Below are 15,098 nucleotides of genomic sequence, written 5' to 3'. Positions count from 1 at the left end.
CAGGAATACTCATGCGGACAGCCCCTCGATCATTTGCTTGATGCGATCGGTGCAGGCTTTCAGGTCACGGTCGATCTCGGCCAGCGGGCGCGGCGGCTGGAACACGTAGAAGTGGCGGTTGAACGGAATCTCAAAACCGACGATTCCGACCTCGCCGTCCTGGGCATCCGTCTTGCTCTCATCGATCCATGCGTCCGGCATATGGGGAAGAACTTCGTGCTGGAAGTAGTCGTACACCGACTCGCCTAGCGGTACGTTCTCGTTGTCGCGCAGTCCGGCGTCTGCTTCCGGTTGGCCCTTAGTGGTACAGATGTCTGCCTCGGGGTCACGCTCGCTCAGGGCGTTAAGCAGGGCTTTCAGCTCTGGCGCGCTTAGATTGACGTTGTGCTCTGCCAAGGCTTTTTTCAGTATTTTGCTGAACCGTTCGCGGTTGCGGTGCAGCACACTGGCATCCATTGATTGCAGTGCGCCTAACAGTTGTAGCTGGGCGGCGCTGTCAAGCTTCTGGATAGCCTTTTCTTCCAGCACTTTTTCGAGGCGCTCGATGCTAGTTTGGAAGTTCAGGCGCAGCGGCCGCTCGACGGTGATGCGGCGGTAGCCGAAGGCGTCGATGGCGAAGATTTTGCTCTGCGCGGTTTGCTCGAAGCAGCCATACAGGCGCACCAGCTCGCTGATTTGATCCTCGGTGATGTACTGGCGCTTGCTGCCCAGCGACTTGCGCATTTTGGCGAAGAGCTGGCTGCCATCGATCAACTGAACCTTGCCCTGGCGCGCGGCGGTCTTGTGGTTACTGAGTATCCACACATAGGTGGAGATGCCAGTGTTGTAGAACATGTCCGTGGGCAGCGCGACGATGGCTTCAACCAAATCGTTCTGCAGCAGGTAGCGGCGAATCTCCGACTCGCCCGAACCGGCACCGCCGGTAAATAGCGGTGAACCGTTGAGGATGATGCCGATGCGCGAGCCACCGTCGCGCGGGTCACGCATCTTGCTGACCAGATGCAGAAGGAACAGCAGCGAGCCGTCGGACACGCGTGGCAGACCGGGGCCGAAGCGGCCGTCGAAACCTTTGTGACTGTGCTCGTCGGTGATCTGCTTTTGCACCTTCTTCCATTCCACGCCGAACGGCGGGTTGCTGAGCATGAAGTCGAAGTGCTTGTTGGCCAGTTGGTCATTGGACAGTGTGTTGCCGAGCTTGATGCTGGCCACATCCTGGCCCTTGATCAGCATGTCCGCTTTGCAGATGGCGTACGACTCGGGATTCAGCTCCTGGCCGTGCAGGGAGACGCTGACCTTTTCGCTGATGGACTGGATGTACTCATCACCCTCGGACAGGAAGCCACCCGTACCTGCCGTTGGGTCATAGATTGTGACGATGCTGTTGGGCGCGAGTTTGTGGTCCTGATCGGTGATCACCAGCGAGGTGGTTAGGTGCACGATATCGCGCGGGGTGAAGTGTTCTCCGGCGGTTTCATTAGAGCTTTCGGCGAACTTGCGAATCAGTTCTTCGAAGATGATACCCATACCGAAGTTGCTGATGCGCTCGGGGCTCAGGTCGGTGGCAGCAAACCTTTGCACCACCTGATAGAGCAGGTTAGCGCTGGCCAGCTGCTGAACAAAGTCTTCAAAGTGGAAGTGTTCGAATATCTCGCGGGCGTCCTTGCTGAAGGCCTGCACGTAGCTCATCAGGTCGGCTGGGGTCTGCGTATCGGACAAAGTGCCGAGGGTCAGCGGCGAGGCGTTGAAGAACTGCAGGCCACCTGCTGCACGCAGCATATACATTTCACGTACGGTGTCCGGGCGGCCTTCCTGGGCGTAGAACTCGTGAATCACTGCGTCCTTGGTTGGCGCCAGCACACACTCCATGCGCCGCAGCAAGGTGAATGGCAGGATGATGCGACCGTACTGAGACTGCTTGAAGTCACCGCGTAGCAGATCGGCAATCGACCAGAGAAAGGCGGCCGTCTGGGAATGATTTTCCGTATTCACGCAACAACTCCTTGGAGTAGGGACAAAAGAGTAAGTCTAACACCCGAGTGTGCCCATCAGGAGCGTCCGCTTTTGGCCGATTTTTGCCTGTCGTGAAGGGCTGCATCCGACCCAAAGTGTTCGGTTAGGGTCGACTGAAAACGGCCAAGCGCTGCCATCTAGTGGTATCGAAATGTCGAGCCTTGCTCTAGACGATCAGATAGCAAGCAGTCCGGTGCCTGAATTTGGATAAATGACGAGTGCGGCAGACCGCACTAAGTGGACTGCCGCACTCGACTAACACGTTACGACTTTTTCGGAGGGTAGTTACCGCGGCCATCACCTGACTTTTTGCCGGTCGTGCTCGGTAGATTGGGGACTACCGGGCGTGGGGCGGGGGAGGGACGGCTGGGGGCTTGTGGTTTCTTGCTCATCTTGAGTTTCTCCAGAGCTTGGTTGGCTAGAATTGCCCGCTTACTTGCAGGCACCTTCGACTCGGCAGGCGCAAGTGGTGGGGACGTGGCATGGGTGGTCCTTGCAGCGCATGGCCTGTGCCTCGCAGCCGCCTTCGGGGTAGGCGCCGAAGTGTTGCTCGTACAGCGCCACCGTGTGAGCGAAAGCGCTCTTCAGTTCCTGGTAGTCGTCTTGGCTGTAGATGCCGAAGTACGGGTAGTGGTCGATGAAGCGGCCGAAGACCTGGAAGCAGTTCTCGCGGTAGGCACGGGTGTCCAGAATGTGTGCATGCCAGACAGCATCGACCTGCTTGCTCGGCACCAACGCGACCGTCGGATACAGGCACTTGAGTGTCAGGAAACGGCGATATTCCAGCTCCGACGCGTCCCATTGTTCTGTGCTCATTTCGGCTTCGGACGAAGCGGTGTACTTATGCTTGAGACGCAGGAAGTCCAGTTGGCTGACCTGCATTTCCAGGCCGTTGGCGGCGAGCAGAGGTTGTTTCAGGGCAATAATTGCAGTCATGAGTGTGTCTCCAGTGAATTAAAGGAATCAGGGCTTAAGAGCCCGCCTTCGCTTCAGTTCACGCTCGAAACACTGGCGACTGACCAAGCTATACGGCGAGTAGCCGTACATGCTGGTCAGGTAGAGCAGGCGCCAGTCGCAACCGAGCTTGAAACGCACCAGTCCGTTGCGGCAGCGCACGCGCTTGCCGCCAAGAGCGGTGAAGGGAATGCCGGCCCGCAGGGCCTGATCAATTTCGATGGCCTTACCTTGATGGCATGGACTGACCTGGTGTGGGCAGTTCGCGAGGATGTGTTCGATAGTGTTCATGGTTGGCTCCTGTCTGATGACGGAGCCAGTATTTATTTGTTGATTCCACTACCAAGTCCTTTCATCGCCAGGTGTCGAGCAGGTCGTCGAAGGCCCTTGCCTCCTCATAGGCGGTCAGGATCATCTGCCGATATTGCAGCAGCAGCGGGTTATCGGTTTGTAGGGTCGCTGCCACGGTGTGCGCCTGCCCCAGATCACCGTTGAGGTAATGCACCATCATGCTGTCGCCCATCGACAGTGCGGCCGTCTGGCAGGCCATGGCCTTGAGCAGATTGCCGCCGTAGTCGCCCAGGCCCATCTGCGGCAGCGCGTTGTCGAAAGGGTTGGGCAAACGCTCCAGCTTGAGGTCGGCCGCCGATTTGAGCATACCGAGCAGGTCCACAAGTTGCTTGTTGATCAGCCCCAGGCTGGCCACCGACTGCCGTTCCAGCAGCAGGCTTCCAGCCCAATCGGCGTGCTGTCGGCGTAGCGCCGGTTGATTGAACAGGCGGATCACAGTCTTGGGGTCGCCGAAGATGCCATGCAACACAATGGCATTATGCAGGCCGTCCAGCTCACTGCGCGGTAGTGACCAGCGCTTGCGTCCGCCTTCCGTGAAGCTGATATCTTCCTCGTTTAGCTGGAGCACCCCAGCCTGCTTCATCGCCTTGACCAGCGTATTAACCGCGTTGCGTAGGGCCTTGTGGTGGGCGAGTTGGATGCCAAACAGGCGCTCCACCGCCTGTGGCAGGGTCAGCCCTTGTTCAATAGCCACAAGCTGTTGCCAGTAAGTGGTCGACATCCTGTACACCGGGCTGTTCATGCGCGCGCTTAGCGATGGTGTTGGCCTGCTCGCGCCAGTCGCGGTTTTTGCACTGGTAATTACGTTGGTACTCGTCGAGCACGCCGCGGCAATAGCCGGCACGCATGGCTTCGGAAAGCGAGGTTGTTTGCGCGGCGGCAAAGCGCAGTTGGTCGTGCTTGTCGTAGATATTCACCAGCTCGGTACAGCTCTCAATCAGCCGGGCCGGATCGGTGCTGGCAAGGCTGAGTTGAATGGGCAGGCTCAGCAGCGTTAGGGTCAACAGGGGCGTGAGGGTTTTCACGGGCTGACCGCCTTGTCGGGAGTCGGGGAAGTGCTGGGCACCTGGCGCGCGTTCTCCGTCAACGGTTTGGGCTGTTCGGCAATACGTGGTTGCGTCGGTGCGCCCAGGTACAGGGCCAGTAATGCGAAGGCGAGACTCAGTATTTCTTCCTCCTTGTTGGCTAGATTCAGCGAGTCAAGTGCCTCTGCGGACCCCGTAAACTCCAGGTTTGCCCAGACGATCATCCCTACGGCGAGCAGGATGCCCTGCGCGGTCAGCCAGCGCCCCAGGCCAAGCCAGAAGCCATAATCGAAGTGCCGCGCGTAATGGCAATGTCGCCAGGTCAGCGCCAGCGCCAGTAGCATAAAGGCCCATTCATGCAGGGCCATATCGGCCAACCCTTCGCCATACTCGAAAATCAGAGCGAAGTAGTCGGCTATGGCGATTAGCCCCAGCAGCCAGAGCCCCAGGTGCTTCAGCCCTTCGAGCAGGCCACAGGCAAAGCGTGCCAAGCCAGTATCGACCCGGGCGAACAGGGAGAGTTTTGGGTTATCCCGCATGGAACATCCTTGTCGATTAATGGAGATCAGGCATGGTCTGCTCGACCATGGCATTGACTAGGTGCTGATGCATCTGACGAGTCTGGCTGAAGCGGGCCTTGAGTTGGTCTCAGAGTGGCATCCTCAATAATTTGAACTACTCCGAAAAGCATCGGGCAGCTCACCAGTGAATACCGGCATCAATCTGCAAAGCGTGTTGGTCAAGTCCGATGCAACGGCGGATGCACATGCTAGATAATCTAGTACTCGAGCGGCCGGTCTGCCACCCCGCCGTACTTCTGGAGGTCCACATCTTCGGTCAGATCAAAGCAATCTAACTATTGGTCTTTGGCGTGGCAGTGCTTAAAGCGCTAGCTAGTGTTTGTATATCTCTTCTCTTCTCTTCTCTTCTCTTCTCTTCTCTTCTCTTCTCTAGTCCGCTTTTTGTCCATATCGGGTGCGGACAGATTGCGGACGTTTCGCTTATGGCCTGATCCGTTGTCCGGCACTTGGCCCGTAGCCCGCTATTGTCCTATAAGTAAGGCAGGGCAAGGGTTCCGGTGGTTTCGATTAGTCAACCAACTTCGATCATGGCGCGCCCAGAAAACTGATCAGATTGTCGACCATCTCGACGCTGTAGCCTTCTAGATTTCCGTCAACCAAAAGCGTATTGAAAAGACACTAAACGGAATGTAGTCAGCCAACCGTCGGAAGTCGGTCCGCATGCAATGCGGACAAAATGCGGACAACCTCGCGGTATCGAACTCTTCGCTATGAAAAGCAGTGGACCACTACGACCGGATCGAACATTACTTAACAGTGAGCTCCTGTAGGCATACGACGTCAGCCCTCGATAGAGACATGTGCCGAGCTATCTGACCAGTCACTTCAGTGCGAGCTGCGATGCTATTCGCCTCCAAGCGTCAGACGGACTGGAAGCGGATGAGCGGCCTGCTGCTTGATAAGGTCATTAGGGAGAGGGGGGACCAAAAGTCTGGAGCGTAGATCTCAAGGACCGTTCTCTGCCCGTTTCAATCATTAATTCGTAGTTTTTTAGGGAATCGCCGTCTTGGGCGAATTTGGAGGAATGCTGGAGGTGCTGCGTAAAAAGAATTAGCGTTCGCAGTATCGGCGCCCACACGCCCAAACTATTTTTCCATCTCTTCCATCCCAAAACGGGGTGAGTAATGATGATCACAAGCGTCACCCGGTGACGGCAAAACGGGGGGGGCACGATAGGCGACCGGCGGGAGGCGGAGAAGATAAGGGTACTTCCCGTTTTAGGTATACGTTTAGGTATACGTACTGAGATTAATAATAGATGAAGCCAGTAAAATAGCGGCCTGTAGATGGTATGTTCGACCCCGGCTTCGGCACCATGAATATCAAGGGCTTGCGCTTAACGGCGTAGGCCTTTTTCGTTTCTGATTGGTTTTTGTCCGGGTTGTTCTTCGTGTGCCACTCAACGGCTGCTGGCCAATGGTTGGCTACCCAGAGTACTTTGCAGGCCGGCATCAACCCCGCCTCGGGTCCATCCGCCAAACCCGGAAAAAAATCGATTACTGTGAACATAAGTGATCCTCGCCGGCTGGCGTGATTCGTTGAAGTGGGGTATTTGTGTTCGGCCCGGCATGGAGCCGGATCAGGAGATCGAAATGGTGTTAGTGGATAGGCCATACCCAGTTGTCTATGAGCATCGAGGCGTTAAAGCGAAGATTGATTTCGAATGGGATAGCGACAGTGATTCTGTGCCAACAGGACTTAGAATCGCTGTAGAGAACAAAGAAAGCCGGGTTGAAGCAATCCGTGAAAATGCAAAGTACAACAGCTTCAATGAGGCGTTAGCTCGCGGTAAAGCATTGGCGAGGCTAGACATCGATTTGACTCTTGGGCCTGATCTTTCGGCTTGAAAACAGTACTCAACGCAATAGGTGAGGGTGGGTCAGGCGGTGATCCGCTCGCCGATCACCGTGGTGGTGAAGCTCACCGAGTACTCGGTCACCAGTTCGAAACTGCCGCCGCAGGTATCGCACTCCATTTTTTTATCGCCGTAGTCCTCCGATTCAATGTGGATGACTGTGGCGCAGTGCGGGCACTTACACTCGTCTTGGCAGCGATAATCCCACTCGTTGTGTTCGCCCTCGGCGACCTTTGCCAGTGCCAGTGCCGCGGCTTTGGCCTGGGCATCTTCCGCATCTTGGCAGGGCTTGCAGGTCCAGCCATCAGGGGGGCTCCATGGCGTTTCTGTCAGCTTTGACCGGTGAATGCTGCACAGCCGGAAAACGTCGTGCTTATCGCAAACGCTGTAGTTCCACTGTTCGCCTGTGCCGTTGCACTTCGCGCAGCCAGAAACCCAGTACCAGGCGCTGTCGATACGCTCGGCGTACAGACCTACCTCGGGCGGGGCCAGGCGCACTTCAGGAAGACCATTGCGATGTGGCTTGCCGTGCAACGCGTGATTCCAGATGTCGGTGCTGCCGGAGCGCAGGCGCTCCGTCCATTCGCCGGAGATTTCCGGAATCAGGATCTTCGTGTTCTTGTCCATGGCGTATCTCCAGTCAGGCGTCGCCCTCCGTGACCGGATGCGACAGTGGTGGGGGTATCTATAGTGGCTGGTTGCTATAAGATTCTCGGCCATCACATGGCCATGGCCGCTAATCAAAAAGGATTTATATGAAGCTGAAAATTACCGCGCTTAGCCTTCTGGCTGTCTTGGCTGGCTGTACCACCGCAGGACCCTACGTCACCAACATTTCCAGCGATGGTCGCAACGGCCTGAACATCGAGAAGTGTGCGGTGAAGATGAACGCATTCATGGGTACTGTTAGCACCGCAGAGTGCACTACTCAAAATTTGCAGCTAAGTCGCAGTAACTGAAGTCGGATCGACGATTTCGTCTTCGGGCTCGCCAGGGTCTTTTGCCAGCGTGCGCAGGCTCTGGGTGCGGAGCGAGCGCGACACCTTTTCGGTGCGGCGGTATCGAAGCCGGCGGCGACAGATTTCGCAGCAACCGCTGATGGATGTCCTGTTGATTGTCCCACTGCACCGGGATGTGCCAGCAGTGTCCGAAGCGCGACGCACATGATCAAGACCCAAACGACAGGCGAAAAAAAACCGCCTTTGCGGGGCGGTTCTTTTGTAAGCCTCAGGTTGCGGCTGAGGCTTGGTGCAGCTCACGGACAACACTAGCGTGGGCGCATAATATTAAGCTTTGCTTATCCGTGCAACGTTATTTTGCTTTGGTTGATTTCCGTCATCTGAAGGTATCGGTAGCGAATTTTGGTGCTCAACGCGTTAGCTTGAACCTGACAGAAATAACGTTTTAAGAAAACGTCATCCCTTTGCCTTGGAACGTTAAAGATCAGCCATAGCGCTTGAGTTTCTAGGTTAATATGCCGGCGCTCACATGCTGGTGCGGCTGTGAGGTTTGGCCGGTGTCATAACAGTTTCACGCCCTCTGACACGGTTTTGCACCCGTGCCGGAATGATGGTTTGGGGGGGGGGCTCAACCGGCCGCCTCACGGACAACATTAGCGTGTATGTCCGAAGGCACGCGTGATCCGGTAAGTACACTGGAGGTTTGGCCGCCAACCTGGAGGCCAAAACGTATGAAGCTTTTGCTGCGTACGCTGAGCCTCGTATGGAGATTGTTGAAAGCGTTTCGCTTTTACGAGTTCCTGCGAGACCACTTTGACGACCTGAAGTAACGGTCGTTAATGTGGGGAAAAGCCCGTTTCAGTTTCGGCTGAGGCGGTTTTTTTGTCTTGAATAAGCTGTCAAAAATATGATTTATGACCCGGATCATTCTCTGATGCCTGTAAGTCATTTCGTCGGCATCTGTAGGCGTTGACGTGGGCATGCCACTAGAGCCGGATCCGTTACCGCATCTTCTAGACGCAACACTCGCAGAGATGGCGGTTACCGGCTTCGTTCCGGGCACAATGCTCTGGCAACCCTCAAGTACAAGCACGGATATCCCGCGCATCCTGATCATCAACGCTTACAGGGTGGCACGAGATTGAATCTGTGCCCTAAGTCTCGGAGCGCTGGTGACGTGCTGAAGCTGATCCCCCGTTACCGTTCTCATCTCCGCCGGTAATTTCTCCAATGGGCTCGATCAGTTCGGGGCCTTGATTTCGAACATTGCCTACAGCTCGGTTCACTGGGTACCACTCAAACGCCTCGGTGGGCTCGCCCTGGAACAGCACAATTTCCTCGGCGCGCTCCTTCGGCATGGCGGGGACCAGCCATTCGCGAGCGAGCTCGGGAGACAGCGTCACCGGGCGGCGGTCATGAATGTCCACCATACCGCCGGCGCTGTCTGCGGTGATGATAACGAAGCCGTCATGCTCGCTCGGTTCATGCTCGGCGACGGGGTACTGACCGATTGCGGCACACAGGATTGGCGTCTGGTCACGGTGGCGAATCAGGTAGGGCTGTTTCTTTGGTCCGCCTTCATAAACCCACTCAAACCAGTTGTCGATGGCGATGATCGCCCGGTGGGGCCAGATCGCTTTAAAGAATGGGCCATGGGCTACTTTCTCAACTCGAGCATTGATCGGTGCGATGCGATCTTTGGCCCAGTGTGGGCGCCAGCCCCAGCGAACCATATCGGCCCGCAGAAACTGACCTTCTTGGTGAAAGAGGGCCAGTTGCGTAGTCGGTGCGGCGTTATAGTGCTCGAAAGGCTTGTCGCCGGCATAGTTGATCAGTGCGTTGGGAATGCTGAGCGCCGCGACGAAGTCGTGAATTCCCCGGTACTGTGAAAGGCGTCCGCACATGGTTGAACCCTCCGGCTGTACATTCAGGGTAGACCAGTGGCCGCCGCCTTCGTTACAAACCCTCAGCCTGCGCAAGTCGGGCAATCTTCACGTCTCACGTCTCACGTCTCACGGATCACGGATCAGGCGCACAGCGCCAACCGCCAGCTGGAATGAATGTGCCAAGTGAAGACATGACGGCTTCATTGGCGAAAATATCCGCGGCAAACGGGTCCACCGATGCTGGCAGCAGGCATTGGCCAGTTTTGGCGGGGAGCGTTGAGCACTCGATTTTCCATGGGGTTTCCCCGGCGTGATGCCGGCCAAAAGACAGTTCGCAGGCGAACAGGGAAGCAAGGTTTATTGAGCTATCGGATAGGCTGAACGTTTCGCGCAAATGAATGCCCGGTGTCAGTGGTGTGGGACGGCTGGCGGCGAACAGAAAATAGTCCCCGGCCAATAACAGACAGCCCTGACGCGATGGCTCATCCATCGCTTGCAACCATTGGCCACGACAAGCGCCGAGGGAGTCAGGCAAGCGTTCCCATATTTCGTAGTAACTTTCGTCCAGAGCGGTTTCGATCAGGCGCTCACTGGTTTCAAAGTGCATGCGGCCAATGTCTTCAGCGCCACTAGCCGGCTGATAATCCATTTTGCGATGCCATTGGCAAATGTCGGCGTCTATCTGGGTTACCCCGGCAAAACCTTTCTGTTCACACAACGCCCGATGTTGAGAGTGGCTGAGTTCTTCGAGCGCCAGACTTGGGAGCGGGTAGGGGGGGATTCGCAGGTCGGCAAACAGTCGCGGTGTCTGTAGCCAATGCACGACCGTTTCGCTGTCCGAAAGCCCCGAGCGGTGCTGGATCAAACGCCGCTTCCATACGCCAAGATAACATTGTGCAACCTGATGCATTGATACTCCCTGTGTTACGCGTCGCGTTTGGGCAGACGCCTTTAAAAAGCCCCTGAGAGCGACAATGTTTTCATCGACTCAGTGGTGTCTCCCTCACTTCGACCATGACGTCGACCAACGATCGAGTAATCCGAAGAACCACTGATGCATACGGGCGTAATAGGCTTCATCCGAAATTGAGGGCATAGGCAGTGGCGACTCGGCAGCAAAACGGCGGTTGAGTGCATTCACAATTTGCGGCGTCCATTCCGGGTGAAACTGCAGTCCAATCATCCCATCGCTGACAGAGTAAGCCTGGTTCTCCCAGTCTGATCCCCTGGCCAGATGCCTGGCCCCAACCGGCAGCGCAAAACCGCGTTCGTGCCACTGCAGCACCTGCATGTTTTGCCCGCCATCCTCACCATCCCCAATGAACTCTACCTCGCACCATCCCCCCTCAGGGTGGTCGATGGGGGCAACCTGCGCGCCAAGCCGATCAGCGAGCAGTTGCCCGCCCAGGCAGATACCGAGCACCGGCTTAGCCTTGCGCAGCAAGCTGCCAAGCCAGACCTTTTCCTGCTCCAGCCAAGGTGGGCAATCCGCCCCTACCACATTGAAGGGGCCTCCCAACAACACGTAGGCATCGTAGTCTTCGTGCGTCGGCAACTGCCCTAGGTCACCGCGAAACAGTTCGATGGCGACATCACGACGCAGAGCCCATTCGGCCAGGGCGCCAGGGCCTTCTTCTGCCAGGTGCTGAATGCAAGCGATCTTCTTCATGCGGCGTCCCCGAAAATAGCCAATACGAACTCCAAAGCGTGCATGGAAAACTCCTTACCGCAGGTCGGGACAAAGTGGATTATGCGTATCAAACCCAGCATCGCCTCTCCTTGCCGAGGCGAAAAACGTTCGCTATTCTCCGCGATCAAACTTGCTTTTCAATCCACGAATATTCATCAATCATTGAGTAAATGGAAACATTCGATCTAGCGACCCTGCGCCAATTCCTGGCCCTTGCGCGCCACCAAAATCTGTCCGATGCCGCTTGGGAACTGCACTTGAGCCCGAGTGCTCTGTCCAAGGGGCTGAAGAGACTGGAGCAAGCCTTGCAGACCACGCTGTTCGACCGCCAAGGGCGCAATCTGCGCTTGAATGCCGACGGCGCGCGCTTGCTTGATCGGGCTGCGGCGCTGATGGCCAGTGCCGACCAGATGCGCAGTGAGTTTCTAGGGACTCGCGGTAGTTTCCACTGCCGGATCTCCGGGCCGGCGCTGTTGCAGCTGAATTGGGGGCGGCGGATAGCCAGTTTGATCGGCGAACGTTTTCCCGGCGCTCAAGTGGCTTTCGGCAACGAGAAGGAAGACGAAGCGCTCAGTGCCTTGGCCCGCGGTGAGGCGGATCTGGCACTGGTAACCACGGCAGCCCTAGGGGCGCTCGACCCGCGCCATCGTGCACTGAACATCGGACTAACCCGCTTTGAAGTGGCTGTCGGCGCAAACCATCCGCTCGCCCTCTCAGCCAGCGGCCCGCGCGCCACGGTGACCGAGGTTCTGAAATACCCCTTCGTGGTACCTGCACAGCCGCCGTTTCGCGGACTGCAAGGTGGGCCGGCCACCGACGGTTGGCGTGACGATCAGCAACCGCGCATCATCCGCTACCGCAGCGATGACCTTCTTTTGGTCGACGGCCTTGTGCGTGCGGGTTTGGCTCTGGCTTACCTACCGGACTATGCGCTGGCCGAACTTCAGCTGTTGCGACTCGATCTGACTGACAACCCGTTCTCCTGCACCCAACAGGTGGTGCTGGTTTATCGCCCCGGCACCGCCAGCGGTTGGCTCAATTATGTGGTTGAGGCTATGAAGTCCGAGGCGGGTACCTAGTCCCGTACGAATCGCTGCGCCATCACCCGCAACAAACGATCATCCTCTCCCGCGGCGCCAATCACCTGCAGCCCCACCGGCATCCCCCTTACCAGCCCCACCGGCAGGCTGATCGCAGGCAGCCCGGTGAGATTCCAGGCACTGGTATGGCTGAGCAACGCGGCGCGCACATCGATGTCCTGCTCACCAACCCGGACCTCGCGCGCATCGACCGCTGGCGCGGTAATCGGCACGCTGGGCGAGACAAGAAAGTCATAGCACTCGAACAAGCGAGCCATCGCCACCTTGAACCGTGCTTGGCTGGCTTGTGCGCGGATGTATTGCCAGCCCCTGACTTCACGCGACAATTCGAGGCGCTCGCGCACCTCCTGCTCGAACGTGTGCGGTGCATCCTGCATGCGCTCGGCATGCACATCGAAGGCCTCGGCGCGTTGCAGCACCAGCAAGGTGTCTTTCATTCCGGCCGCCAGTGGTTCCAGTTCAGCAGTATCCTTTAGCGCCTCGCCAAACAGCTGCTGCGCCGCCTGGTATGCCTGTCGATCCAGCTCGGCGTCGACCGGGCCGAAGCTGCCGGTGGTGATCCAGCCAACCCGCAACGGTCGAGGGGTGGCCTCCGGCGCACAAGCTCGCCCAGCCACCACTTCGAACAGTAGTCGTGCATCCTCGACGTGGTTGGCGATCGGGCCCACATGGTCGAGGCTCGACGCCAGCGGGAACACCCCTTCCAGCGGCACACTGGCAAACGATGGCTTGAAGCCGACCACTCCGCACAACGCCGCCGGAATACGGATCGATCCGCCGGTGTCGGTGCCCAGCGCCAGCGGCACCATGCCGCTGGCCACCGCAGCGGCGCTGCCAGCGCTGGAGCCGCCAGTGATGCAACTGGCATCCCAGGGGTTACGTGCCGCGCCTTGCAGCGAGCGGTCGCCGGTCGGGCCGTAGGCGAATTCGTGGGTCAAGGTCTTGCCGACAATCACCGCACCGGCCTCGCGTAGACGTTGCACGCACAGCGCATCGCGGCTCGGCTTGAAGCCTGCGAAATGAGCAGAGCCGTAGGTGGTGACATAGTCGAACGTGTCAATATTGTCTTTGATCGCCACCGGTATGCCGTGCAGCGGGCCCAGGTCCAGGCCCTGGGCGAACAGCTCGTCGGCCTTGCGCGCCTGGGCCAGCGCCACGGGTGCATCGACATGAACGAAGGCGTTCAAGGTCGGATTCAGGCGCTCGATGCTGTCCAGGGCTGCTTGGGTCAGCTCGACGCTCGTCAGGCTGCCCGTGCGCAGGCGCTCGGCCAGCGCGATGACTGATTGACCAAAAAAAGATCCAACGTGAGTAGGTTCCGCCAGGCTCATACAAACAACTCCATCAAACTGCTGCGGATAAAGGGGAAGGGCTGGATTGCCGACTGCCGGGACGCACCATCAGCATCGCGCTCATGCCCAGTGCAGTGGCTACCGCCGCTGCCACGAACATCGACGAGTAGCCATAGCGCACGGTCAGGTAGCCGGTCAGCATTGGCGCGATGAACGAAGCGGTGTTGGCGATGAAATGGGTCATGCCGCTGTAGGCACCGACCCGGTTGGACGGCGCGGTGTCGATCACCACGGCCCAGTAAACCGAGTTGGGCAGCGCGTTGAGGGCGTTGGCCAGGGTCATCAGGGCAATCACACCCCATACGGTCTGGGCCTGCGATACCAGTATGAAACAGAGCGTGGTCAACAGCAGGCAGGTCGCGGCCAGCCAGCTGCGTGCCACCTTCAGGTTGCCGGTGCGGCGCAAAAGCAGGTCGGAGATCTTGCCGCCCAGTAGCACGGTGAAGCAGGCGCCGGTCCACGGAATCATGCCCATGTACCACAGCGACGACAGGTTGTAGTGGAACTCGTCCTGCAGGTATTTGGGGGTCCAGGTCAGCAGCAGGAACGTCACGTACACGAACGAGAAGTAACCGACCGCATTGAGTAACAGATCCTTGTTCTTGAAGAAATGCCATACCGGCGCAACGCTGGTGGTCGGGGTTGAAGCATTGGCTGCAGAGGCGCGTTCCCGTCGCAGGAAATCGAGTTCGGCCTTGGACACTCGCGGGTTCTCATCGGGGGTGTTGGTGAAGCGCGTCATGAAGAAAATCAGCAGCGCCAGACTGACCACGCCCAGCACCACGAACATGCTGCGCCAGCCGCCAGTCAGGGTTTGCAGACCTACCGCTACCGGGGCGGTGAGCAGCGCGCCCAGTGGTGTGCTGAGCAGTCCAACCGAGACTACGAAGCCGCGCTCCTTGGGCGTGGCCCAGTTGGCCACGCTCTTGTTGATCACCGAGTAGGCCGGGCCTTCGGCAAAGCCGAACAGCACGCGGATAGTGGCGAAACCGGCCATGGCCGAGCCTCCCATGAATGCCAGCCCGAGGTCACCGGCAAACGCGGTGGCGATCTCGAAAATCGACCAGGTGGCACCCGCAATCAGCCAGATGCGCTTGGCGCCAAAGTGGTCGGCCAGGATGCCGCCCGTCAACGCCCCGAGGATGTAGCCGTAACCGAAATAACCCAGGACCTTGCCCCAGTCGGCCTTGTCGAAACCGTACTCCGGGAGAATGCTCGCCGAGGCATAGGCAATCGCGCCGCGGTCAATGTAGTTGAGCAGTGCCATCAGCATGATCAGGAAGAAAATCTGGTAGCGGAAAGACGGAATAGCTGCGCTCTTCATAGGGATCTGAC

General features: G+C 57.9%; 16 protein-coding genes. 3 read left to right on the top strand and 13 right to left on the bottom strand.

Going from position 1 to position 15,098, the window contains the following annotated elements:
* Positions 1–9 precede the first annotated feature (9 nt).
* The 7 genes from KW848_RS29440 to KW848_RS29410 form a co-directional block, all read right to left on the bottom strand.
* On the bottom strand, positions 10–1,989 hold the full coding sequence (locus tag KW848_RS29440) for a class I SAM-dependent DNA methyltransferase (protein ID WP_218538911.1): 1,980 nt from the start codon (positions 1,987–1,989) through the stop codon (positions 10–12).
* Between the two features lie 453 nt (positions 1,990–2,442).
* On the bottom strand, positions 2,443–2,946 hold the full coding sequence (locus tag KW848_RS29435; protein ID WP_218538910.1) for a hypothetical protein: 504 nt from the start codon (positions 2,944–2,946) through the stop codon (positions 2,443–2,445).
* 27 nt (positions 2,947–2,973) lie between these two features.
* On the bottom strand, positions 2,974–3,255 hold the full coding sequence (locus KW848_RS29430; RefSeq protein ID WP_218538909.1) for a hypothetical protein: 282 nt from the start codon (positions 3,253–3,255) through the stop codon (positions 2,974–2,976).
* 61 nt (positions 3,256–3,316) lie between these two features.
* Positions 3,317–4,036, bottom strand: a complete 720-nt coding sequence (locus KW848_RS29425; protein ID WP_218538908.1) for a hypothetical protein — start codon at positions 4,034–4,036, stop codon at positions 3,317–3,319.
* Entirely contained in the window at positions 3,999–4,340 is a 342-nt protein-coding gene (locus tag KW848_RS29420; RefSeq protein ID WP_218538907.1) for a hypothetical protein, read from the bottom strand. Before KW848_RS29420 ends, KW848_RS29425 begins: the two co-directional genes overlap by 38 nt.
* Complete coding sequence (locus KW848_RS29415) at positions 4,337–4,879, bottom strand: hypothetical protein (protein WP_218538906.1); 543 nt, start codon at positions 4,877–4,879, stop codon at positions 4,337–4,339. Before KW848_RS29415 ends, KW848_RS29420 begins: the two co-directional genes overlap by 4 nt.
* A gap of 1,290 nt (positions 4,880–6,169) precedes the next feature.
* Positions 6,170–6,430, bottom strand: a complete 261-nt coding sequence (locus KW848_RS29410; RefSeq protein WP_218538905.1) for a hypothetical protein — start codon at positions 6,428–6,430, stop codon at positions 6,170–6,172.
* Positions 6,431–6,432: 2 nt separating this feature from the next.
* On the opposite strand from KW848_RS29410, the gene KW848_RS29405 reads away from it, so the two are divergent.
* Positions 6,433–6,768 (top strand): hypothetical protein, encoded by a 336-nt coding sequence (locus tag KW848_RS29405; protein ID WP_218538904.1) that lies wholly within the window; start codon positions 6,433–6,435, stop codon positions 6,766–6,768.
* A gap of 32 nt (positions 6,769–6,800) precedes the next feature.
* Here the strand turns inward: KW848_RS29405 and KW848_RS29400 are convergent, their stop codons facing one another.
* Positions 6,801–7,403 (bottom strand): hypothetical protein, encoded by a 603-nt coding sequence (locus KW848_RS29400; RefSeq protein ID WP_218538903.1) that lies wholly within the window; start codon positions 7,401–7,403, stop codon positions 6,801–6,803.
* 128 nt (positions 7,404–7,531) lie between these two features.
* Between KW848_RS29400 and KW848_RS29395 the strand changes: the two genes are divergently transcribed.
* Positions 7,532–7,735, top strand: coding sequence for a hypothetical protein (locus KW848_RS29395; RefSeq protein ID WP_008153686.1), 204 nt, complete (start codon positions 7,532–7,534; stop codon positions 7,733–7,735).
* Positions 7,736–8,889: 1,154 nt separating this feature from the next.
* Here KW848_RS29395 and KW848_RS29390 read toward each other — a convergent pair.
* From KW848_RS29390 to KW848_RS29380, 3 genes are all read right to left on the bottom strand, one after another.
* Complete coding sequence (locus tag KW848_RS29390) at positions 8,890–9,639, bottom strand: SOS response-associated peptidase family protein (protein ID WP_218538902.1); 750 nt, start codon at positions 9,637–9,639, stop codon at positions 8,890–8,892.
* A 115-nt stretch (positions 9,640–9,754) separates the two neighbouring features.
* Entirely contained in the window at positions 9,755–10,531 is a 777-nt protein-coding gene (locus KW848_RS29385) for a hypothetical protein (protein ID WP_218538901.1), read from the bottom strand.
* A 93-nt stretch (positions 10,532–10,624) separates the two neighbouring features.
* Entirely contained in the window at positions 10,625–11,290 is a 666-nt protein-coding gene (locus tag KW848_RS29380; RefSeq protein WP_218538900.1) for a type 1 glutamine amidotransferase, read from the bottom strand.
* Between the two features lie 191 nt (positions 11,291–11,481).
* Here KW848_RS29380 and KW848_RS29375 point away from each other — a divergent pair, with 191 nt between their 5' ends.
* Positions 11,482–12,390, top strand: a complete 909-nt coding sequence (locus KW848_RS29375; RefSeq protein WP_218538899.1) for a LysR family transcriptional regulator — start codon at positions 11,482–11,484, stop codon at positions 12,388–12,390.
* Here KW848_RS29375 and KW848_RS29370 read toward each other — a convergent pair.
* Positions 12,387–13,742 (bottom strand): amidase, encoded by a 1,356-nt coding sequence (locus tag KW848_RS29370; RefSeq protein WP_218538898.1) that lies wholly within the window; start codon positions 13,740–13,742, stop codon positions 12,387–12,389. The genes KW848_RS29375 and KW848_RS29370 overlap by 4 nt on opposite strands.
* A gap of 13 nt (positions 13,743–13,755) precedes the next feature.
* Positions 13,756–15,087, bottom strand: a complete 1,332-nt coding sequence (locus tag KW848_RS29365) for an MFS transporter (protein ID WP_218538897.1) — start codon at positions 15,085–15,087, stop codon at positions 13,756–13,758.
* Positions 15,088–15,098: the final 11 nt, after the last annotated feature.

This window comes from Pseudomonas sp. PDM25, assembly GCF_019219045.1.
Taxonomy (GTDB): domain Bacteria; phylum Pseudomonadota; class Gammaproteobacteria; order Pseudomonadales; family Pseudomonadaceae; genus Aquipseudomonas.
This window is presented reverse-complemented; position numbering and strand designations above follow the sequence as displayed.